Consider the following 21,013-nt stretch of genomic DNA (forward strand, 5'->3'; position numbering starts at 1 on the left):
GGGGGCGGAAAACTTCTCTTTGAGATGGATCCCTTTGTAGAAAAGTTAAAATAGGAAAATAACGAAATACACATCAATGCCCACCTTAGGGTTTCGCTTCCGTGCATACACTGACGAACAAACCCTTAGGGCGTTAAAGGCCCAGTTGAAGTTAGCATGTGAGGTATATAACACCTTAAGGTGGGCAGACATCTATTTCTATCAGAGGGATGGGAAAGGACTAACACAAACTGAGTTAAGACAGTTGGCTCTAGATCTGAGAAAACAAGATGATAAGTATAAGCAACTCTACTCGCAAGTAGTTCAACAAATAGCTGACCGTTACTACGAAGCTAAGAAGAGGTTTTTCGAAGGTTTAGCACGTTTCCCGAAAGAAAAGAAACCTCACAAATACTACTCCCTTGTCTATCCCCAGTATGGTTGGAAAATACTTCAAGTTAGAGAAATAAGAAAAGGAAGCAAGAAGAAACTAATAACGCTTAAACTATCAAATCTTGGTACGTTCAAGGTAATAGTTCACCGAGACTTTCCCCTTGACAAAGTAAAGAGAGTGATAGTGAAGCTAACAAGATCTGAGAGGATTTACATCACTTTCGTAGTTGATCACGAATTCCCCAAGTTACCTAACACTGGTAAGGTAGTGGCGATAGATGTTGGTGTAGAAAAGTTGTTAGTAACGTCAGATAGTGAATATTTCCCCAATTTGAGACCTCTTGAAAAGGCGTTATGGAAAGTGAAGCATCTACACAGAGAACTTTCAAGGAAGAAATTCCTCTCTAATAATTGGTTTAAGGCTAAGGTTAAGCTTGCTAGGGCTTATGAGTATTTGAAGAACCTGAGGAGTAATCTTTACATGAAGTTGGGTAAGTGGTTTGCTGAGCATTATGACGTTGTGGTGATGGAGGGTATTCATGTTAAGCAGTTGATAGGTAAGTCATTAAGGTCTCTGAGGAGGAGATTGAGTGACGTCGCGTTCAGCGAGCTTAGAGATTTGATTAAGTATCAGTTGGAGAAATACGGAAAGAAACTCATCCTGGTCAACCCAGCATACACTTCCAAAACTTGTGCTAAGTGCGGGTACGTAAAAGAAGATCTGTCTCTATCTGATCGTGTTTTCGTTTGTCCCAACTGTGGTTGGATTGCAGATCGTGACTATAATGCTTCTCTTAACATCTTACGTGGATCGGGGTCGGAGCGATCCTTAGTGCCTGTGGAGCTCCGCCCTCTACCAGTACTCTGGCATGGCAGAGCTGTGAAGCAGGAAGCTCCCTCTTTAGGAGGGGGTAGCTCACCGTATAGGTGATTTTCCTATAAATGCTACTTGAGTTGTTGGATCGGGAGGTATTGTGCAGTTTAAGAGACGGAAGGGGTCGGATTAGGGAGTTCCCAGGGGAGGTGTTTCCTCTTTAGTCCACGATAGGGAGTGTTCTCATGCAGTCATCTTATTCGATATCATGTAGTAAAATTAAATTAGGTTAGAAATTTTCACAATTAGTCTTTTCGATCGGGATGTAGCTAAGGAATTAGAACGTGAAAACAGCCTCTGAAAAAGCTTATGTGCGAGGGTTATGAAATCTTTTTGTGGTAGTACTAGAATGGATCTCGTAAACCTTGCACATAAGCTTTTCTAAAATAATGTCTTTGTTCAAATTTCTATATCTTAAACGTTAAACGAGAGTTTTTCCATACTATTCCAATATTTTTACAAATGTTTTTGAATTTCATGACTGTTTGAGAACACTCCCAAACTACTATTATATCCTCATTTCAATTAATCTAAAGATATACGATTTAGGTTTGCATTGCCCCTTAGCTCTTTGTGAAAATTTAACTAATCCACAAAGCAATATCTTGCGAAAAATATTTAATTAGTAATTTACCAGTCTTTCATAAGTATTATGTGGATAGTCCATGGCGTATGGGACGGAAAGAGATTCGGTATATGGGCTGAGAACAATGAGTATTATAGATTTGCCAGTGTAAATGATCTGTATAGTTTAGCAGAAGCTCTTGATTTTTATCCAGAATTTAAAAATGAGAATATCATATTTCCAGTAGATAGCAATGGCAACCCGGTGTTTTATGATTATAGTTCGGCGTCTGGAGTATCCTCCTTTGAGGTAACCGTAGCTAAAGCCCGTTTAGATGAAGTTTTTAAAATACTTAGATTAAAGAAAGTGAAAGACGTATTGTATTCTTCATCCATGTTTTTCTGGCGTGATCTGTTGAAGACAACACTTGAACTTGTAAAGTCTGGAGATATAGTTCCTACCTTAAATGTAGCTAGAAAGAGAATTGATAATTCCCTTATGCGGGAAACGAGTCTCTACAAGCAAGAAATCATTTGGAAACCTCTAATTGAGGATAATGATATAATAAACGTAGCTAATAAGGCTCCGCCTGATGCTTTTTTGGAAAATTCAGAAAGGCTCGATTTAATTAAATCTTTTATACAAGAAATTATTCATTATATAGTTTCAGAATCGTTAAGTGAAAACTATAACATAATATTATCGTCCATACTTAAAAGGAGAACTATAGATCCGTATTCACTAATTCAAGATGTTAAAAAATCTAATTATACACTGTACTTTGCTCTTCTTTATAATGACGAGGGAGGGAAGATAATATCTGGATTATTCAATAAAGATGAGAATACTATAATTACATTTGATGTTATTCACAATAATGAATACTTAAAGCGGATATATTATGATCTTCTCTCCTCCACGACTAATATGTACTATAAACTGAATGGATTGTTTCTTGGTGAAGTTAACCTTGATGCAAAGGAGCTCGATGATTTTCTCGAAATAGTTCCTAAACTTAGGCATAGAGGTTTTAAGGTATTTACAAAGATAAAGAGAATTAGGCCGATAATAAGAATAAACAGTGACTCGTACGGTGTATTTTCACGTAATATGCTGTCCGATTTTGATTACAAGATATCGATAGGTGATAAGGACATTTCTGAAGAAGAGTTCATGAAATTAGTAAGTGAGAATAGAACAATTGTTGAATTGGGAGGAAATCTTGTAGAGATAGACGAGAAATCGTTGCAGAAGATTAAAGATTTATTATATAAAATAAAATCTAAAAAAATCGATAAAATAGATATTCTGAGGGAGTCTCTACTGGGAGATATTGAAATTAATGACGAATTATTGGATAGACTTAGGGGGAATAAATCCTTTCAATTATTGGAGCCCTATAATATAAAGGCTAACCTAAGACCATATCAAATTAAGGGATTTTCTTGGATGAGGTTTATGAATAAATTGGGTTTTGGTATTTGTCTGGCAGATGATATGGGATTAGGTAAAACTTTACAGACCATAGCGGTATTTTCAGACGCCAAGAAGGAGAATGAGTTGACCCCCTCACTTGTCATATGTCCTTTATCAGTTTTAAAGAATTGGGAAGAAGAGTTGAGTAAGTTCGCTCCTCATTTAAGGTTCGCAGTATTTCATGAAGATAGATCTAAGATTAAATTGGAGGATTACGATATAATACTCACCACATACGCCGTTTTGCTGAGAGATACAAGATTAAAAGAGGTTGAATGGAAATATATTGTAATAGATGAGGCACAGAATATTAAAAATCCCCAAACTAAAATTTTTAAAGCTGTCAAAGAGTTAAAGTCTAAATACAGAATAGCTCTTACGGGGACGCCAATAGAGAATAAAGTTGATGATTTATGGTCGATAATGACTTTTCTCAATCCTGGGTTATTAGGGAGTTACAGTGAGTTTAAGAGTAAATTCGCCACACCTATCAAAAAAGGAGATAATATGGCTAAAGAGGAGTTAAAGGCAATAATATCCCCTTTTATTTTAAGAAGAACTAAATACGATAAGGCAATAATCAACGATTTACCAGATAAAATAGAGACAAATGTATATTGTAATTTAACTCCCGAACAAGCTGCTATGTACAAAGCTGAAGTGGAAAATTTATTTAATAATATTGACTCTGTTACAGGAATAAAGAGAAAGGGTATGATTTTATCTACTTTGCTCAAATTAAAACAAATCGTGGATCATCCTGCACTACTGAAAGGAGGCGAACAGTCTGTACGAAGATCTGGGAAAATGATAAGAACTATGGAAATTATTGAGGAAGCGTTAGATGAAGGAGATAAAATAGCTATTTTCACACAATTTGTAGATATGGGGAAAATAATAAGAAATATTATTGAAAAGGAGTTGAATACTGAAGTTCCTTTCTTATATGGAGAACTATCTAAAAAAGAGAGAGATGATAGGGAGTGTTCTCATGCAGTCATCTTATTCGATATCATATAGTAAAACTATATCAAGTTTTCTCTAATATACTGTACTCCCTTCAAGTATGTCTCATTTAAGGGAGTTCTCTCCTTTGAAAATACGTGAGGGTACATTACATTCAACAAGGCCAAACTGTACTCCGCCATCCTCCCACTCCTAGTAACAGCTTTAGTATCCCTAGCCAGCCTCGCCAAATGAGACCTACACCAAGAATTATGACTCTCCACAAGATAAGTATACTTCTTACTCGCTACACGATTATCGAGAACTTGATAAACACAATAGTAGTCAGTATAGTTTACCTCACTCCTAGGTAACCAACCCAAGAGATAACGAAAAGTCCCGTAACTCCTATCCCCAAACTCATAGAAAGGCACACCATCAGCAAGAGCAGTCCAAATCCACAAATCCTCCCTTATCACCCCATGCCTAACACGGAAATAAGTCCAGAACTCGTCAAACACTGTAGACTTAGCTGTGAAATTCTTGAGCTCACCCTTCAAGATCGTTAGATTCGTAAAGGCCCTTATCCCAACCCTCCTCACTAGGCTGTAAACAGTAGTCAATGGTTTACCTTCAACTCTTGATATTGCCCTCATGCTCATCCTGTTCAAGTACTCCTTTAAGATTCTCTCCCTCTGTTCCCTATCCATTCTATGACTTGTGACGTCGTAAAACGTCCTTCCACACGCTTTACACTTGTATTTTGCTTTCCCTCTAGATGAACCGTTCTTCACTACTCTGTTAGAGTTACATGATGGACATGTTGGTCTGCTTTCTCCTCTCCTCCTTATCCCTACTTTCCTCAAGTAGTAGTATAGGGTTGATGGTGGGATTCCCGTTTTCGTGATTTGAACTCCCAAGGAGTAGGCTGCTAATGCTAATGCAATATCCTTTAGCTCGTACTTTCTCGGCTTAAGATTTAAATTTCTTAGAATCATAAGTATTAATTGTGCGAGGGTTACGAGGTCCATATTGGTAACCCTCACAAAAAATCTCGTAACCCTCGCACATAAGCTTTTTCAGAGGCTGTTTTCATGTTCTAATTCATTGGCTGCATCTCGATCGAAACGACTAATTGTGGAAATTTCTAGCCTGATTTAATTTTACTATATGATATCGAATAAGATGACTGCATGAGAACACTCCCAGATGATATAATTTCAAAGTTTCAGAACAACCCATCAGTGAAATTTATAGTTCTCTCCGTTAAGGCAGGAGGTTTCGGAATAAATCTAACTTCTGCCAATAGAGTTATTCATTTTGATCGATGGTGGAATCCAGCAGTCGAGGATCAAGCTACAGATAGGGTTTACAGAATAGGGCAAACTAGGAACGTCATTGTCCATAAACTGATAAGCGTAGGTACTTTAGAGGAGAAAATAGATCAACTATTAGCATTTAAAAGATCGTTATTTAAGGATATAATATCTTCTGGAGACTCGTGGATTACTGAACTAAGTACAGAGGAATTAAGGAAGGTGATAGAACTCTCTGTAGGTGGATATTAATGAAAAGAGGGTGGTTGTTTGACTTCGGAAAGAATATAAGAGAAGAAATTGATGATGGTAGAGCCAGTAGGGGAAGAGAATATGTAAGAAATGGTGCGGTGAGAAAGATAGAGATAAACCCTGGAAAAATAGCAGCCCAAGTTTCAGGCACAAAGTTATACGATGTTAATATATATGGTAATACTCTTTCTGAAGAAGATAAAAGAAAAGTGATAAATATAATTAATAAAAAAGGTTATTTATCGTCTCTGCTTTCCTATAAGTTTCCTACATCCATAATTGACGATTTAGATGAAGAAGGTATCGAGTTAATTCCAAGAAATTTATCTTATGAATGCACTTGTCCAGATTACCAAAGACCTTGTAAGCACATATACGCCGTATATCTTACTGCATATGATATAATTAGTAATAACCCGCTTCTTTTATTTAAGTTTCTTGGTATAAATAAAGAGGAATTAATTTATGAGAAAGGACAGAAAATAATGCAGGAAATTTCAGTAAAAGACTTCCAGAGGAAATATGAATTTCCAAGTATAAAATTCGTGAACGCTAAGCCATGGAATAAGTTTGGCAATGATAAGGAAGTTGTAAAACACATGTATATGCTGATCATGAAAACTGCTGAGAGAAAAATAGACGAACTTAAGTAACGTCCTCCCGCTTAGTTAGTCTGTTGAATATTTTTAAATTAAATCACTATTATCTCCCTTTCAATTAATCTCAGGGTGTACAATTTAGGCTTGCGAGATCTCTCAACTCTTTGGGAAAATTCAACAAGTCCACAAAGCAGATTGAGAAAAAGTCATAAGTTTGTATATATAGAATATAAGACGTTATTCTTCTAAAAGAAGTATGTAAATATTATTTAAGCTTATCTTGAAAGATAGGAACACAAGGAAAGGCGAGTAACTATAAAGACCTAAGGACTTAAGTTATATGTATATAGGACAAAGCAGTTGTTTGAGAGAATAATGAAATCTGCAAGTGAAATACCTAGTGATTGTACAATTTATTCATGATCAGTTAAACGTTACTGTTTCCAGAAATTTGTTACACTTTATAATTCATTAATAAGTTTCTTATAAATAGTGATAACAAGGAATCAATTAATCAAGTTGATAAGCTTTATGTATTCATTAAGGCCAATACAATGGAATTATTTTTAATGATATTTTATAAAATAATACTAGACTATAGACTTACTGGAAGTAGTAGTGAGTTTAGATACTAAAATATCAAGGAGCAAAAAGGGAATTAGTAAACTACCCAGCTTTACGACGGGGCATCCCCACCTCATGATTCTCTGCTTCTCTGAGCAATCTTTATCCCCCATAGTAGAGGTTCCATTGAACCTTCTATAATATATGGAAGAGGGGTTACGGCGAGTTCGCTCTACACAAGCACTAAGGGCAGACCCATGATCCAGCTCTTTCTGCCAAGGTCTGATTCATTTTTATCACTTTTTTGATAATAAACTTTTCTAAAAGGGTGCTATTCATCCAATGGTACGGGACTTTCGCCCCTCAACACCCGATAAGGTAAGGACGGCGTTATCACTACTTTGAAGTTCAGATAGCATTTATAGGAAAATCGTTACACTTTTACGTTACGTTAAAAATATATAACGAATCTTTCCTGGTTAGATGAGAAATGTTTATTGATAAGCTATAATATTAAGAAGTACAATGAAAGATATTTATAAATACATGGATAAATATTTTGACTTTTTATGATAAGGGAATTTCCTAAAACTACTATTCAGATTACAAAACTATCTTTAGCGTACTTGAGGAGAGAAGTATGTAAGAGATCTTGATGTAAATTTGCTGGCCTAAGAATAACTTCATCTTTATCTTAGAAAACTTTATATATTACTATAACTAGTTCCTAATAATGGAAGAGGTTAAGGTAACGAGGAATTATCAGATTACCATACCTTATGAAATAAGGCAAAAATTAGGAATAAAAATAGGTGATAAGCTAATTGTGACAGTTGATGGAGACAAAATAGTTATTGAAAAGAAGAAGGGAAATATATCTTCTCTAAACTTAACTTTAGGTAAGAAAATAACTGATGAGGAAATAAATGAGACAATAAATGAGGCTGGAAGAGAAATTGCAGACAGTAGTTGATACAAATTTTATAATAGCCATAATTTTTAGGGACCATGAGAAACATGAAGAAGCATTAAAGGAATGGGAAATTATTGAAAAAGCTTACTTGCCCCTAATTTCACTATCAGAACTCTCCTATTTTCTAATAAAAAACGGCGTGAATCTTGAAGTAGTAAATGAGGTAATAAGCGATCCGAAAATTGAGATAGTCCCAAATACAATAGAGGACGTTCGTTTTGCGTTAGCTAACAAAGAGAAAATAAAGGGATATGACGATTTTAACGACTTCCTAATACTCTCAACAGCTAAAAGGCTCGATCTACCTTTACTTACTTTTGATAAAAAACTGAAAATGAAAAGTTAACCGTATTCCAGAATCTGGGAGTGTTTTTACGCTGGCCTCATTTGATATTGACTAGTGGCAAAATTATACCGCATTATCGTAATATACTGTTTTCTCTTCAAGTAGATCTCGTTCAAGTGAGTTCCTCTCTTGAAGTAGGGATACATAACGCCGTGGATAACAGTTTCGCATTGAGCGTAAAGTTTATATTAGTTCATTATAAATTTTTTATACAATGCTAAGACCAAAGGAAGTATGCCAAAGACTAGGAATATCCTACCCAACACTTAGGGAATACGTGAAGAAAGGATACATAAAACCGGTCATATTGCAGAGCGGAAAGTGGAGATTCAATGAGGAAGACGTAGAGAAATTAATGGGAATAGTAAAAAGGAGAAAAGTGGTACTTTACGCTAGAGTATCATCAAAACAAAAAGACGAGCTAGTGAACCAAGTAAAGTATTTAGAGGAACAAGTGAAAGAATACGACCTAGTAATTACTGACATAGGTTCCGGGTTAAACATGAAGAGAAAGGGATTCTTGAAATTGCTGAGAATGATATTAAACAACGAAGTATCACGCGTAGTTATTGCTTACCCAGATAGGCTAGTTAGGTTCGGTTTCGAAATCCTAGAGGAGACTTGTAAAGCACATGGCTGTGAAATAGTAGTACTAAACCAAGAGGACAAGACACCAGAAGAAGAATTGGTTGAAGACTTAGTCTCAGTACTAGTCTCGTTCAGCGAGAAACTGTATGGTATGAGAAGTCATAAATACGAGAAGGTGAAGAAATGTGCTGAAGAACTTAAGAATTAGAAAATTTGAACCGGAAGAGGAATACGTATATTTCACGTACTCCATCAAGAATAGTGAGAGGGAGAAGAGCAAAGAGTTAATTAAAGAATACAGAACACTACTACAGAAAGCAATTGACTACCTGTGGAGCTTAACGAAAATACAAGTAAGAAAAAAGAACGGTAATTACAAGATAACACTACCGAAGAAGAGGGAGGTGTACAAACCACTTAGGGACGAACTAGAGAAAATCAATCACCTCGCGTCACACTACGTCGATAAGGCAATTAATAACGCATTCTCAATCATCACATCATGGAGGAAAAGGGCCATAAAGGGGAGAGCTTCGATTGAAAAACCTACGTTAAAGAAGGCTTACGTTAAGGTTAAGTCTACACTTAGGAAGGTTGTTGGGGAAAGCGTTAGGATAACTGTAAGACCTCATGAGTACATCACCTTCTCGTGGAGTAAGTCATGGTTCTCAAGAAGGGTTAGGGAGTTGGAACTTGGTGAACCTATAATTAAGGAGGAGAAGGTTTACCTACCATTTCGTTACAAGTTACCTTGGGCAACACCAGTGAACTTCCTGGCTATTGACTCCAACCTTTATACTCTAGATGCTTATGATGGTGAGAAATTCGTTACAATCTCTCTAAAGCAGTTGTACTCCCTTAAGTACTCCATGGAGGTGAAGAGGGCTAAGGTGCAATCATTTGCATCTAAGCACACGAAGAGGGGGAGAGAGTTGTTAAGGAAGTATTCGCATAGGGAGAGGAATCGCGTTCTGGACTTCGTTCACAAGTTTGTTAACACTTTGTTGGACTTGTACCCCGTGACGTTTTTCGCTGTGGAAAAGCTTGATAAAGAGAGTATGTTTAAGGATGCTAATGACTCTCTTTCGAGGAAGATTTCTAGGACTGTTTGGGGGAGTATACATAAAGTGTTGGAGTATAAGGCTCCGCTTTACGGTTCTTTCGTTAAGGAAGTGAACCCGTACCTCACCTCGAGGTCTTGCCCCAGATGTGGGTTTGTATCCCGAAAGGTTGGTAAGACCTTTGAGTGTGAGAGGTGCGGGTTCAAGTTGGATAGGCAATTGAATGCTTCACTGAATATTTATCTCAAGATGTGCGGATTCCCTCACATCCGTGACGTTCCACGGGTGTGGGTTGGGGTTATTCCGCTAATGGGGCGGAGAGGGATGAACGTCCGTGACTTTGGTGAAGCCCAAGGGCTGAGGATTGATATTAAATATCATGAAATCCTATGAAGCCCAAACCCCAGCGACCAACTCGAAGTCATAGCTGACTTGAATAAACACCACAAAGGGAGGACAGTAAATTATTGCCAAAAGGGGAAAACAAGAGACTCAAAATTCCTCAAGAAGCAATAGAGAAGTACACCATAAACGGCATCAACTTTGAAGTCACGGACAACAAAGTGAAGTCCACAACGAATACCATAAAGGAATTAAAGGAGAAGGGAAAGATCGTCAAGAGGTTCTACTATAAGGACTATGACGCCAACGAGATTTACGAGACTGTGGATGAGGTAGTTATTTCCCCTAGAAAGAACGCTTCTACTAGACTCGCTTCAAGGCGAAAGGCCGTTCTCGAGTTCTTAAGGTTGGGTTAAAATAGTTGGAAAGACGAGAAGGGTTACGGCTATAGATGATTCGTGGAGTCGATTTTCTCAACGGTTAAGCGGACCTTTGGTGAGACGGTTAAAGTGACGAGTTTTTCTGGTTAGGTATTGGAGGTTATGTCCAGTTGGGCTTGGATGACCCACATGGCCAATCCGTCGTAGCTAGGGCAAAGGAGATTATGGTCAAGGGTTAACCTAATAAAATACTATAAAAACTGTTTATTCTCTATAAAAAATATAAAAAATGATTGCTCTACAATGCCATTCTATTGATGTTTATTGAACAGTCCCACTAAGTATCTTAGATCTTCGCATAATATTTCTTAAGTTTAATGTCTTATCGTAGTTTACTTTGCCGTTTTCAATTACTACACCATAAACTTTTTGTGCTATATCATGTGTAATATATTCATTTTTTACGTCTTGTAGAACTAGTTCCGGGTCTCTATCTAAAGGATCTCCCCAACCTCCTCCTCCCGCACTATGTAAACTTACTTTGTCCCCATACTCTAATTTTATCGCTGCTATCTTTCTGGCAACTCTGGGTTTTTCTCCTTTCTTATAAATCACTGCATAGTTTGGAGGACCACTAAATCCTCCATTAATTCCCCAGGGTGGAAATTTGGATCTTCCTATTGAGACTGTAAAGTATGCCTCTTTAGATAATACTACGTAATCCTTAATAATTCCCAGACCTCCCCTATATTTTCCGTGACCGGGACCGTCTTCTGTATTTAGACTTTCTCTTTCAACTAAAATGGGCATTTTTCTTTCATAAACCTCTGCAGACGCTATATATGTTTCTCCATCACCGCTAGCTACTAGTGCGCTTTCCCCATCTTGATCATTACATCCTCCCCAACCGCCTGGTTGAGGTTCTACGATTGCAAAGGGTTCACCAGTCTTTTCATCATATCCTCCTAAGATTGTAGCTAATATTGATAAAAAGTGTCCAGCAGATAATTTATCTGGTATATAGGGAGCTAGTGCTTTCCATACTAAATCTGTTGCGTATGACATTGACTCCCAGTATGTTGACGTCGGAGCTGGTTTTCTGGGATTGAATATACTTCCCTCCGGTGCTATCACTTTTAGAGGTGAAAAGAATCCTGCATTAGGTAAAGCATGAGGATCCGTTATAGCCATGTACGTCTCTCTAACTGCAGAAACAGTTGCAGGTAAAGGAGAATTTATAGGCCCATTGACTTGATTAGAGCTTCCGGTGAAGTCGACAATGAATTCGTTATCAGTTATGGAAACCCTTACCTTGACATAAACGGGGTTGTCGGAAATTCCATCATCGTCAATATAGTCTTCCGCTTCAAATTTACCTTTAGGTAATTTCGCTAGTTTCAACTTGCTTAATTTGACCCCATCTTCTATGAGCTTATCCATAGCTTCAATTACGTTATCTAAGCCATATTTCTCAATAAGTGTGTTTATTCTCCTTGCTGCAATTTTCATAGAAGCGATCTGGGCTTCCATGTCCCCTAATGTAGCATTAGGCATTCTGGAATTAGCAGATATTATATCAATTACGTCTCTATTGGGTTTTCCTCCAATGTATAATTTAATGTTTGGTAATTGAAGCCCCTCTTGGAATATTTCCGTGGCATCTGAACTCCAACTGCCGAAGTGCATTCCCCCAATTTCACTCCAATGCCCTTTATTTACTATGAACCCGACTAACGTATCCTTAGTGAACATAGGCATAATTAATGCGACGTCGTTGAGATGCGTACCTCCAGAATATGGAATATTAGTAGCTATCACATCACCGGGATTTATATCGCTTTTCCACTTTCCTAATACCTCTCTTATCGTAAAGTCTAAAACCCCAGAGAACCCTGGTACTCCTGGTGCTTGCGCCACCAAACCTCTCCCCTTAGAATCAGTTATTCCAACAGCGTAATCCAGTACCTCATATATAACCGGACTTTTAGCGGTTCTTCCGAAAGCGTAAAACATTTCCTCAGACGCCACTACAAGGCCATTCTTTATAATTTCCAATGTAAATGGGTCTACCATTATTAATCCCTCTCAATAATTAGATTGCCATAACTATCTAACATTCCCGTTTGCCCTTCTAATACTAACGATGTAGAAGTAGGATCTTCTATAATTGCTGGACCAACTATTTGATAATTAATAGGTAAATATTCTTTATTATACACATTCCACTCCTCATATTTTCCATCATAGAATACCTTTCTTTTTCCGACCAACGCCTTATCAATACTTGAATTATCCCTCTCTATCCTCTTTAATACAATAGTCTTAGCTTTTACTATACCACTCACATGAAAGTTTACTATTTCGATTGGACTATCTAAGGTAAACGCATATGCGATTTCGTGAGCTTCATGGAACCTTCTTTCTATCTCCTCCAATTCCCTATTCCCAATTTCCCCTGGCATTACACTCACTTTTACAGTATGTTCTTGGCCATAATATCTCATCTCAGCGTATCTTAGCATTATGATATCTTTCTCTTTGAATCCCTCCGATATTAATATGGACCTTATTTTGCTCTCTAATTCATTAAATTTTTCATTTATCAAATCTACACTACTTTCCTTATCAATCCTCAAAGGATAGGATAAAACAAGGTCATGCCTAATGTCTGAAACAAGCATACCCCATGCGGAGAATACTCCTGCTGGGAGAAATGGTACTATTATCTTCTTTATGTCTAATTCTTCTGCAACAAATGGAGCAAACATAGGGCCAGAGCCACCGTATGCTACTAGCGTAAACTCTCTTGGATCATATCCTCTTTGAACTGATATTAACCTAACTGCATTTACAGCATTATCATTAGCAATTTTAACTATACCATAGGAGACTTCTTCAATAGACATGTTATAGTATTTAGCAATATTTGAAATAGCCTCCTCAGCAAGTCTTTTATTAACCTTTATTTTCCCTCCAAGTAGTTCCTCTTGATTTAGAAATCCACATACTATGTAAGCATCTGTCACAGTAACATCTTTACCTCCTTTCCCATAAGCTACTGGACCTGGGTAAGCACCAGCTGCTCTGGGTCCTACTTTTAAGTTACTTGTTTCATCAATCCGAGCAATACTCGTTCCACCATTACCTATTTCTACTATATCCAATGTTGGAACTTTTACTGGATACCCTGGGTTGTACTTATCTCTTCCAACATAGTAATCAGTATTTATATTGGGTTCCAGATTTCTCACTAGACTAGCCTTAGTTGTTGTACTTCCACCATCCATTGCTATAATGTTTTTTTCTCCTAATATGTCGCTTATCTTAATTGCCCCAATAACTCCTGCTACTGGACCAGATTCTAAGGTATATATTGGAAATCTTTTAGCGTAGTCGAATGTGGCCATACCTCCGTTGGAAAGCATAGCGAAATAATTCCCTTTAAAACCTCTATTTTTAAATTCATTTTCAAGTTTACTTAAGTATTTACTCATTTTTGGCATAACGTATGCGTTAAGTACAGCGGTACTAGTTCTCTCGTACTCTCTCCACTCTCTAGTGACCTCATGAGATAACGTTACTATAATATTAGGATCAACTCTCTTAATAATCTCTCCTACCTTAAGTTCATGTATGGGATTAACGTAAGAATTGATAAAACTTACAGCAATGGCTTCTACGTTTTCCGCTTTTAGTTTTTTAATCGCCTCAACAACCTCGTTTTCGTTTAGAGACGTCAAAATATCGCCATTACTCTTTATCCTCTCGGTGACCTCTAGTCTTAAATACCTCGGAACAAAGGGAGTAGGTTTCTTATATCTGAAATTGTACATATCTCTTCTATTAGCCCTTTGGATTTCTAGGATATCTCTAAAGCCCTTAGTTGTGATTAGACCAACCTTTGCTCCTTTCCTTTCTACTATTGTGTTTATGGCTAATGTCTGACCGTGAATTATAGTATTTACATAACCTAAATTTACTTTGGCTTCATCTATTGCCTCCAGAACGCCGTTTGACGGGTCATCTGGCGTGGTTTCTACCTTTGCCCAACTTATTTCTCCGTTTTCTTCGTTATAGACCACTACGTCAGTGAAAGCGCCTCCTATATCTATGCCCACTCTTATCATTGATTAAGTTGTATTGTTTTAAAGATATTAAGCAGTCTAATAGTCTTCTGTGTCAGCAAGATATTTTTAAAAGACTAAATAACACATGACGATATCCTTTCTTATTACCATAATATGCTTATTGTCAGACAATGATAGATTAGTCGAAAGAAAATTATAAATAACAGTCATTTTTATATGTTTTATTATGTTGAGAAATGTCATGGGAAGAAGTATTTCGAAATTATCTTGATGATAAAGATATAAGGATTTTGAAACTTTTAAATCAGGACGCAAATATTTCTGACGCTAAGCTTGGAAAATTAGTGGGACTATCAAAGACCGCTGTGAGATTAAGAAGAGTAAAGCTGCAAAATTCTGGTATTTTGAAAATAGTTGGCGTGGTAGTTTTACAAAACTTAGGTATTCCGTATGCAGACCTCTTGGTAAAGTTGAAGAATGATATAGTACTAAGGGAGCAATTTATAAACAAACTAATTGCTAATGATCTAGTATATGAAGTGACTGAATACATGGGAGATTGGGATTTACTTATAAGATTATTTCATAACAATATCGCTAAGTTGAAGGACGAATCATTAAAAATTATTAGCGATAAGGCTGTTCAAGATTACAGAATTAGTTATGTAGTAAAAACTTATAAGGCATGGGGAAAATCGATTCTTTCTAGTATATAAACCTTACTTGAAAACTCATAGTCTGATAGACTATATCTTCATAATTTTTTGGAATAGTAATAGTGTAGCAGTTGACAAAATAGTAGCGTTAATAATAGTTATTTTCCTAAAAAACCATTTCTTCTGAACTATCATAATGCTTTTATTTCATATTTAAACATTAGAAAATATGACTGGAAAGGAGGAAATTAGCTCAAAATACGACGATTATTCACTGAAGGAAGTTCCTAAAGATTCCAGATACGGCTTCTTTAACGTTTTTCTAGTATTTTCATCTGTATATGGTGCAATAGCTGTAATATGGGCTGGAGGAGCACTAGGTTACGGTCTCACATTTTCTCAAGCTATAATTGCAGTATTGTCGGGAACAGTAGTATTAGGCATCTTAGGTTCATTGACTGCAGCTGTGGGAGCTTATAGTGGCCTTTCCACTTATGTTATGTGGAGACATCCTTTAGGAAGATGGGGAGGTAAAATTGCTGGATTGTTACTGATAACTATAACCACGGGAATAGGGTGGTATGCAGTAGAAACATGGCTATTTGGTATAGTAATGAGCGAGATATTCCCAAATAATCCATTCTTTTCAGTTGGGGTAGCTGCGATTTGGGGAGGAATTTTGATGACAATAATGACATATGTAGGGTATAGAATGCTGTCTTTCCTAAGTTACTTTACAATTCCATTTCATATATGGCTGATAGCAATAGGAATAGCAATAGTGTTAGCACTAAAAGGGGGATTCCACACAGTTATGGCTGCTGTCCCAACAAGCCATATGAGCTTGCTTGACGGTATATCTGCTACCATAGGACTATATAGCGCTGGGACTATAATTTCTCCCGATATCTCCAGATTTGCCAAATCAGCTAAGGACGCTGGATATGCGTGGTTTGCTCACATTATTTTCCTATATCCATTCTTAATATTGGGGGGAGTTGCAATAGTGTTAGCAACTGGTTCCTATTTAATAACTAACGCAATGTTAGAGTTAGGTATGGGAGTTGGTGTTTTACTAATTATAGTCTTTGGTCAGTTCATAATAAACACTGATAATCTATATAGTGGTTCCTTATCTTTAGTTAACCTAATTCCAATGAGGCGTGAAATCGCCTCTGTGATCAACGGTGTCATAGGTACTGCTATTGCTGCATACGTCGGATTCTCAGCAGGTTCATCCATAACCCCCTTTGAGAACTTTATCTCTTTACTAGGAGACTTTCTACCAGCAATGGGAGGAATTGTACTAGCCGACTTCTACATTGTGAAGAAATATGTTAATAAAATCCAAGATCCTCATAAACGGTATGAATTCGTACCAAATAATAAGTATTACAATATAAATATTGCAGGAATATTAGCTCTAGCATTAGGTTCAATAATAGGTTACTTCGTAAATGCAGGTATACCCGCCATAAACTCCTTAGTTACTGGCTTCCTATCCTACATAATAATATATTACATTATCAAAGCAATGGGTAAGAGTCCAGAAATATTGCCGTTTAACTATGAAGGGGGGATATTAAGATGAAATTATCTGATAACTACAGAATATTTACTATATCTAACATTATAGTGGGATTAATCTTTAGTATTCTGTATTTCATTACAAGTGGATTTATACAATACTACAACTTAGTCTATGGTATCCTTACGTTAGGAATAGCCATATGGGGAATTGGGAGATATTATTTCAAAAAAATAGAAGATGATAAAATAAGAGCAGGAGTTCAAACAGCGTGGCTAATAGTCTCTTTCGCCTTAGGTTACATATCAATAATTTATGCCCCTGTTCTGTTCACTAAGTTAGAAATAATAGTGATTGAGTCTATTCTGTCAATAATACAAGTTCTGTGGGGTTCAGCATTATTGGCAATTTCATATAGGAAAGGATACTCAGTGATAAAGGTGTAACTACGTGGAAACATATTTCATTGAAGAGAGAGATTTACAAAACTTAATTACTGGAGCGTCTTTTTTAGGTACAGGAGGTGGAGGGGATCCATATATAGGAGGACTTATGTTAAAAAGGGAATTAGAGATTGTAAAGAAGATAGAAGTAGTAACTGGAATGAAGTACTCAAATAGTAAATCCTTTGTGTTAGGTAGTGCAATGATGGGAGCTCCTATAGTTATGATAGAAAAAATACCTAACAGCTCTGAAGCTAAAAAGGCTCTTGAAGTTTATTCTAAATTTACCGATAATGAAGTAGAATACATCACACCACTGGAAATGGGCGGAGTTAATTCCACGATCCCATTAATAACATCAGCTAAGACCGGTATTCCAGTAGTTGATGGAGATGGTATGGGGAGGGCGTTTCCAGAACTGCAAATGACTACCTTTTACTTTTATGGTGTTCAACCTTCTCCGATCGTGATATTCGATGAAAGAGGTAATGTGAGTATAGTACAAGGTATAGACGGTTATTGGTCTGAGAAAATAGCAAGAATTATCACTGTAAGATACGGTGGAAGTGCATATATTGCACTGTACGGTACGTCATTACCAACTTACTTAAATACTGCCGTACTAGGTACACTAAGTTTAGCCTTGGAAATAGGCAAACTATTAAATCAAATGCGTCTTGACGATCTCTTAGACCTTTTAAAGGCAATAATAATGTTCAAGGGTAAGGTGGTAGATGTACAAAGAAGAGTAGAAAGAGGATTCTCTAAAGGAAATGTGATTATAGATGGTATAGAAAACTACAGCGAAAAAACTATGAAAATTGATTTTCAGAACGAATTCTTAGTGGCAAGGATTAATAATGACATAGTGACTACTGTGCCAGATCTCATTACAGTTCTAGATCTATTTACGTTAAAACCAATCACAACGGACAGAATAAAGTATGGTCAAAAAGTCATGGTTATCGGTATACCTTCAAGTGGGAAGCTCAGAACTAAAGAGGCGTTAAGGTATGTAGGACCTAGAGCCTTTGGATATGATGTGGATTTCATACCACTTGAAGAAAGGTGGAAGAAGGTTGAGAATTAGAATAGGTATTGATATTGGTAGTACTCATACAGATGCAGTAGCATTAGAAGGTAAAGAGCTAATAGTAGCTGACAAAGTAATGACTACACCAGACCTAACTACTGGACTTTTAAATGCCATAAGTAGAGTGATGAAAAAGCTTGGAGAAAGGAAAAACGAAGTAGATACGCTAATGATAGGAACTACTCACGGTCTGAACGCCTTACACCAGGGTAAAGGCTTAAATAGAGTAGCGACCATTAGAATTGGCTTACCTGCAGGAGAGGGAGTTCCTCCAGTATTTGACTGGCCAGAGCAGTTATCAAACTTTGTCACCTATAGATATATGGTAAGAGGAGGCCATGAATATACCGGGGAAGAAATAGTGGAGTTAGATGAGGGCAAAATAAAGGAGATTGCTGAAGCCATAAATGGTAAAGTTGATGCCATAGCTATTAGTTCAATATTTTCAGTTGTAAATTCGTCACATGAGATTAGAGCGAGGGAGATTTTAAGAGAGAAAGGAATTAATGTGCCTATAGTACTTTCTCACGAAATTGGTGGAATAGGACTGTTAGAGAGGGAGAACTCAGCGATCCTAAATGCGTTAATACTTAAAATCTTCGATAACTTAATAAGCAAAATCAAACAGTTACTTTCTTCTTTAGGTATAGAAGATGTGAGACTATTCTTTGCACAGAATGATGGGACTGTGGCCTCTGAAGATTTCATCAAAAGCTATCCAATATTCACTGTAGCTGGACCAGTTTCAAATAGTATTAGAGGAGCGCATTTACTGACTGGGATAAAAGATGCAATAGTAATGGATGTAGGAGGGACTACAACAAATGTGGGTGTTCTCCATGAGGGATATCCTAGAGAATCCTCATCTGTAGTAGAAATAGCCAAAATAAGGACTAATTTTAGAATGCCCGACATTTATACGATGGCATTGGGAGGAGGCACCATAGTTAATAAGGAGAAAATAGGACCAGAGAGTGTGGGTTACGCACTGATAAATAAGGGAATATCATGGGGAGGTGATACTTTAACCGCAACAGATGTAGCTATGATAGTGAAAGGAATAACAATAGATGGTACAAATCCGAAGCTAGTAAACAACAAATTCCCTATGGAGTACTTATTTAGCGCATACACTAAAATGGTGGAAATGTGGGAAGACGCCATAGACTTAATGAAAACTTCAAAGGATGACGTAACGGTAATTGTTGTGGGTGGGGGAAGTATAATGGTCCCAGAGAAGCTAAAAGGTGCGATGGAAGTTATAAGGCCACGAAATGCCCAATACGCTAATGCCATAGGTGCGACATTAACTAAAGTTGGTGCAACGATAGAAAGGACATTCTCTTATGATCAAATAACTAGGGAAAATGCAATAAAGAGTCTAATTAATGAGGCTAAAAGTTTAGCCATAAGAGCTGGGGCCTTAAATACAACGATAGAAGTTAGAGAAATAGAAGAAATACAAATACCTTATCTACCTGGAAATTCAGTGAAAGTAAAAGTTAAGGTAGTTGGTGAATTTTCTTAATTTCTTTAACTACCATTTCCTTAATCTTCTCATATCCCCCAACTTCTTTCCACTTATTACTTACAGGGATTTCTAATACTCTCACCTTTACCCCGTATCTAAGGGAGTCAGAAGTCACTATGTTGTTATTATAATCAATTAAATTGATAATTTCAGGTGATATTGACAGAATCTTTCCTTCTTTGAGGAAGCCTAAATACTCATTTTTGAATATAATTTCAGAATTTTCACCCCTATATTCTTCAAGGCCGTCAATTTTAGCCATACCAATTGCAAATCCTCCTATGTTAAATCTCTTTACGTCAACTATTTTACCTTCGAAAATTATCTTACCTCTAGCTAAGTTAATCATTTCATCCAATCCTTGTTCTGTTAACGTTTTACCTAACTCCAAAGCTAGGCTTACTGTACCCAAGATAGCTCCATTAATATATTCTTTACCAGATGCTGGGTAAAGCGAGATGTAACCCCTTCCACCAAATCCCACAGTTATACTTCTTGCAATACTCTCCGCCCGGAAATTATCAACAGTCTCTATAATAACGCAATTTTCACGCTCGTCACATATACTCAAAGGTGTTGCCCTATATCCTGCAAAATGCATAGTGGTCATATATAATTCTGGAAAAGCCCTACCCTCGTAATCTCCATCTATTAATGGTTTCTTACTCATTAACGATGCCATAAATGGGACAACTGAGTTTATACCACCTATTTCAATAGAAGTTATTTTAGTAACTTCTTTTCTCAAAAATTTAGTTAAGGTCATTAGAGATCTATAATATTCATGACCTGCGGGTATCTTCTCTATACCTATCAATGGCGATCCCATACCGCCTACTCCTATTATGAAATCCCTATCCTCATCAACTTCATCAGTGTATTCAACATAATCAATATTCATCTGAAGCATTTTTGCTTTAACAATTTTATATCCTAAAAACGGGTTTCCACCACCACCAGAGCCTAATATTGAACTCCCTATTGCGAGATTGTATAGGTCATTAACAGAGATTCTCATGTT

The 21,013-nt window shown here is 36.8% G+C and carries 18 protein-coding genes; 14 read left to right on the forward strand and 4 right to left on the reverse strand.

Annotated elements, in window-relative coordinates:
- Positions 1-76 precede the first annotated feature (76 nt).
- Positions 77-1,303 (forward strand): RNA-guided endonuclease InsQ/TnpB family protein, encoded by a 1,227-nt coding sequence (locus SSOP1_RS08545; RefSeq protein ID WP_010923548.1) that lies wholly within the window; start codon positions 77-79, stop codon positions 1,301-1,303.
- Between the two features lie 595 nt (positions 1,304-1,898).
- Positions 1,899-4,307: a DEAD/DEAH box helicase gene (locus SSOP1_RS08550; protein ID WP_010923549.1), complete on the forward strand. Its 2,409-nt coding sequence runs from the start codon at positions 1,899-1,901 to the stop codon at positions 4,305-4,307.
- 5 nt (positions 4,308-4,312) lie between these two features.
- Here the strand turns inward: SSOP1_RS08550 and SSOP1_RS08555 are convergent, their stop codons facing one another.
- Positions 4,313-5,263, reverse strand: coding sequence for an IS1 family transposase (locus SSOP1_RS08555; RefSeq protein WP_048054236.1), 951 nt, complete (start codon positions 5,261-5,263; stop codon positions 4,313-4,315).
- A 162-nt stretch (positions 5,264-5,425) separates the two neighbouring features.
- Between SSOP1_RS08555 and SSOP1_RS08560 the strand changes: the two genes are divergently transcribed.
- The 7 genes from SSOP1_RS08560 (at position 5,426) to SSOP1_RS16435 (ending at position 10,689) form a co-directional block, all read left to right on the forward strand.
- On the forward strand, positions 5,426-5,800 hold the full coding sequence (locus SSOP1_RS08560) for a helicase-related protein (protein ID WP_010923551.1): 375 nt from the start codon (positions 5,426-5,428) through the stop codon (positions 5,798-5,800).
- Positions 5,800-6,453 carry an SWIM zinc finger family protein gene (locus tag SSOP1_RS08565; protein WP_009991009.1) on the forward strand — a complete coding sequence of 218 codons (654 nt, stop codon included), beginning with the start codon at positions 5,800-5,802 and terminating at the stop codon, positions 6,451-6,453. Before SSOP1_RS08560 ends, SSOP1_RS08565 begins: the two co-directional genes overlap by 1 nt.
- Before the next feature lie 1,243 nt (positions 6,454-7,696).
- Positions 7,697-7,936, forward strand: a complete 240-nt coding sequence (locus tag SSOP1_RS08570; RefSeq protein WP_009989998.1) for an AbrB/MazE/SpoVT family DNA-binding domain-containing protein — start codon at positions 7,697-7,699, stop codon at positions 7,934-7,936.
- The gene (locus SSOP1_RS08575; protein ID WP_010923552.1) at positions 7,902-8,282 is read left to right on the forward strand and encodes a PIN domain-containing protein; all 381 of its coding nucleotides are present in this window, start codon (positions 7,902-7,904) and stop codon (positions 8,280-8,282) included. The genes SSOP1_RS08570 and SSOP1_RS08575 overlap by 35 nt, the downstream gene beginning before the upstream one ends.
- A 214-nt stretch (positions 8,283-8,496) precedes the next feature.
- Complete coding sequence (locus SSOP1_RS08580) at positions 8,497-9,078, forward strand: IS607 family transposase (RefSeq protein ID WP_010923553.1); 582 nt, start codon at positions 8,497-8,499, stop codon at positions 9,076-9,078.
- Complete coding sequence (locus SSOP1_RS08585; RefSeq protein WP_010923554.1) at positions 9,056-10,324, forward strand: RNA-guided endonuclease InsQ/TnpB family protein; 1,269 nt, start codon at positions 9,056-9,058, stop codon at positions 10,322-10,324. Before SSOP1_RS08580 ends, SSOP1_RS08585 begins: the two co-directional genes overlap by 23 nt.
- Positions 10,325-10,398: 74 nt before the next feature.
- Positions 10,399-10,689 carry a hypothetical protein gene (locus SSOP1_RS16435; protein ID WP_009990096.1) on the forward strand — a complete coding sequence of 97 codons (291 nt, stop codon included), beginning with the start codon at positions 10,399-10,401 and terminating at the stop codon, positions 10,687-10,689.
- A 285-nt stretch (positions 10,690-10,974) separates the two neighbouring features.
- Here SSOP1_RS16435 and SSOP1_RS08595 read toward each other — a convergent pair whose 3' ends face one another.
- Together SSOP1_RS08595 and SSOP1_RS08600 are read right to left on the reverse strand one after the other, a co-directional pair.
- On the reverse strand, positions 10,975-12,726 hold the full coding sequence (locus SSOP1_RS08595) for a hydantoinase B/oxoprolinase family protein (RefSeq protein ID WP_009990097.1): 1,752 nt from the start codon (positions 12,724-12,726) through the stop codon (positions 10,975-10,977).
- A gap of 2 nt (positions 12,727-12,728) precedes the next feature.
- Positions 12,729-14,780 carry a hydantoinase/oxoprolinase family protein gene (locus tag SSOP1_RS08600; RefSeq protein ID WP_009990098.1) on the reverse strand — a complete coding sequence of 684 codons (2,052 nt, stop codon included), beginning with the start codon at positions 14,778-14,780 and terminating at the stop codon, positions 12,729-12,731.
- A 197-nt stretch (positions 14,781-14,977) separates the two neighbouring features.
- Here SSOP1_RS08600 and SSOP1_RS08605 point away from each other — a divergent pair, with 197 nt between their 5' ends.
- From SSOP1_RS08605 to SSOP1_RS08625, 5 genes are all read left to right on the forward strand, one after another.
- Positions 14,978-15,457: an Lrp/AsnC family transcriptional regulator gene (locus tag SSOP1_RS08605; protein WP_010923555.1), complete on the forward strand. Its 480-nt coding sequence runs from the start codon at positions 14,978-14,980 to the stop codon at positions 15,455-15,457.
- Between the two features lie 169 nt (positions 15,458-15,626).
- The gene (locus SSOP1_RS08610) at positions 15,627-16,988 is read left to right on the forward strand and encodes a purine-cytosine permease family protein (protein ID WP_009990099.1); all 1,362 of its coding nucleotides are present in this window, start codon (positions 15,627-15,629) and stop codon (positions 16,986-16,988) included.
- The gene (locus SSOP1_RS08615) at positions 16,985-17,371 is read left to right on the forward strand and encodes a hypothetical protein (protein WP_010923556.1); all 387 of its coding nucleotides are present in this window, start codon (positions 16,985-16,987) and stop codon (positions 17,369-17,371) included. Before SSOP1_RS08610 ends, SSOP1_RS08615 begins: the two co-directional genes overlap by 4 nt.
- Before the next feature lie 4 nt (positions 17,372-17,375).
- Positions 17,376-18,458, forward strand: coding sequence for an S-methyl thiohydantoin desulfurase family protein (locus SSOP1_RS08620; protein WP_009990101.1), 1,083 nt, complete (start codon positions 17,376-17,378; stop codon positions 18,456-18,458).
- Entirely contained in the window at positions 18,406-19,989 is a 1,584-nt protein-coding gene (locus SSOP1_RS08625; protein ID WP_029552534.1) for a hydantoinase/oxoprolinase N-terminal domain-containing protein, read from the forward strand. The genes SSOP1_RS08620 and SSOP1_RS08625 overlap by 53 nt, the downstream gene beginning before the upstream one ends.
- Here the strand turns inward: SSOP1_RS08625 and SSOP1_RS08630 are convergent.
- Positions 19,964-21,010: an S-methyl thiohydantoin desulfurase family protein gene (locus SSOP1_RS08630; protein WP_009990104.1), complete on the reverse strand. Its 1,047-nt coding sequence runs from the start codon at positions 21,008-21,010 to the stop codon at positions 19,964-19,966. The genes SSOP1_RS08625 and SSOP1_RS08630 overlap by 26 nt on opposite strands.
- Positions 21,011-21,013 lie beyond the last annotated feature (3 nt).

The sequence above is a fragment of the Saccharolobus solfataricus genome (genome assembly GCF_900079115.1).
Taxonomy (GTDB): domain Archaea; phylum Thermoproteota; class Thermoprotei_A; order Sulfolobales; family Sulfolobaceae; genus Saccharolobus; species Saccharolobus solfataricus.

Bases quoted from the DNA above. Each gene is read 5' to 3' on its own strand.
- SSOP1_RS08570 (WP_009989998.1), top strand. From the start codon at position 7,697: ATGGAAGAGGTTAAGGTAACGAGGAATTATCAGATTACCATACCTTAT.
- SSOP1_RS08595 (WP_009990097.1), bottom strand. From the start codon at position 12,726: ATGGTAGACCCATTTACATTGGAAATTATAAAGAATGGCCTTGTAGTG.
- SSOP1_RS08615 (WP_010923556.1), top strand. From the start codon at position 16,985: ATGAAATTATCTGATAACTACAGAATATTTACTATATCTAACATTATA.
- SSOP1_RS08565 (WP_009991009.1), top strand. From the start codon at position 5,800: ATGAAAAGAGGGTGGTTGTTTGACTTCGGAAAGAATATAAGAGAAGAA.
- SSOP1_RS08550 (WP_010923549.1), top strand. From the start codon at position 1,899: ATGTGGATAGTCCATGGCGTATGGGACGGAAAGAGATTCGGTATATGG.
- SSOP1_RS08605 (WP_010923555.1), top strand. From the start codon at position 14,978: ATGTCATGGGAAGAAGTATTTCGAAATTATCTTGATGATAAAGATATA.
- SSOP1_RS08600 (WP_009990098.1), bottom strand. From the start codon at position 14,780: ATGATAAGAGTGGGCATAGATATAGGAGGCGCTTTCACTGACGTAGTG.
- SSOP1_RS08625 (WP_029552534.1), top strand. From the start codon at position 18,406: ATGATGTGGATTTCATACCACTTGAAGAAAGGTGGAAGAAGGTTGAGA.
- SSOP1_RS08610 (WP_009990099.1), top strand. From the start codon at position 15,627: ATGACTGGAAAGGAGGAAATTAGCTCAAAATACGACGATTATTCACTG.
- SSOP1_RS08560 (WP_010923551.1), top strand. From the start codon at position 5,426: ATGAGAACACTCCCAGATGATATAATTTCAAAGTTTCAGAACAACCCA.
- SSOP1_RS08575 (WP_010923552.1), top strand. From the start codon at position 7,902: ATGAGGCTGGAAGAGAAATTGCAGACAGTAGTTGATACAAATTTTATA.
- SSOP1_RS08555 (WP_048054236.1), bottom strand. From the start codon at position 5,263: ATGGACCTCGTAACCCTCGCACAATTAATACTTATGATTCTAAGAAAT.
- SSOP1_RS08630 (WP_009990104.1), bottom strand. From the start codon at position 21,010: ATGAGAATCTCTGTTAATGACCTATACAATCTCGCAATAGGGAGTTCA.
- SSOP1_RS08545 (WP_010923548.1), top strand. From the start codon at position 77: ATGCCCACCTTAGGGTTTCGCTTCCGTGCATACACTGACGAACAAACC.
- SSOP1_RS08580 (WP_010923553.1), top strand. From the start codon at position 8,497: ATGCTAAGACCAAAGGAAGTATGCCAAAGACTAGGAATATCCTACCCA.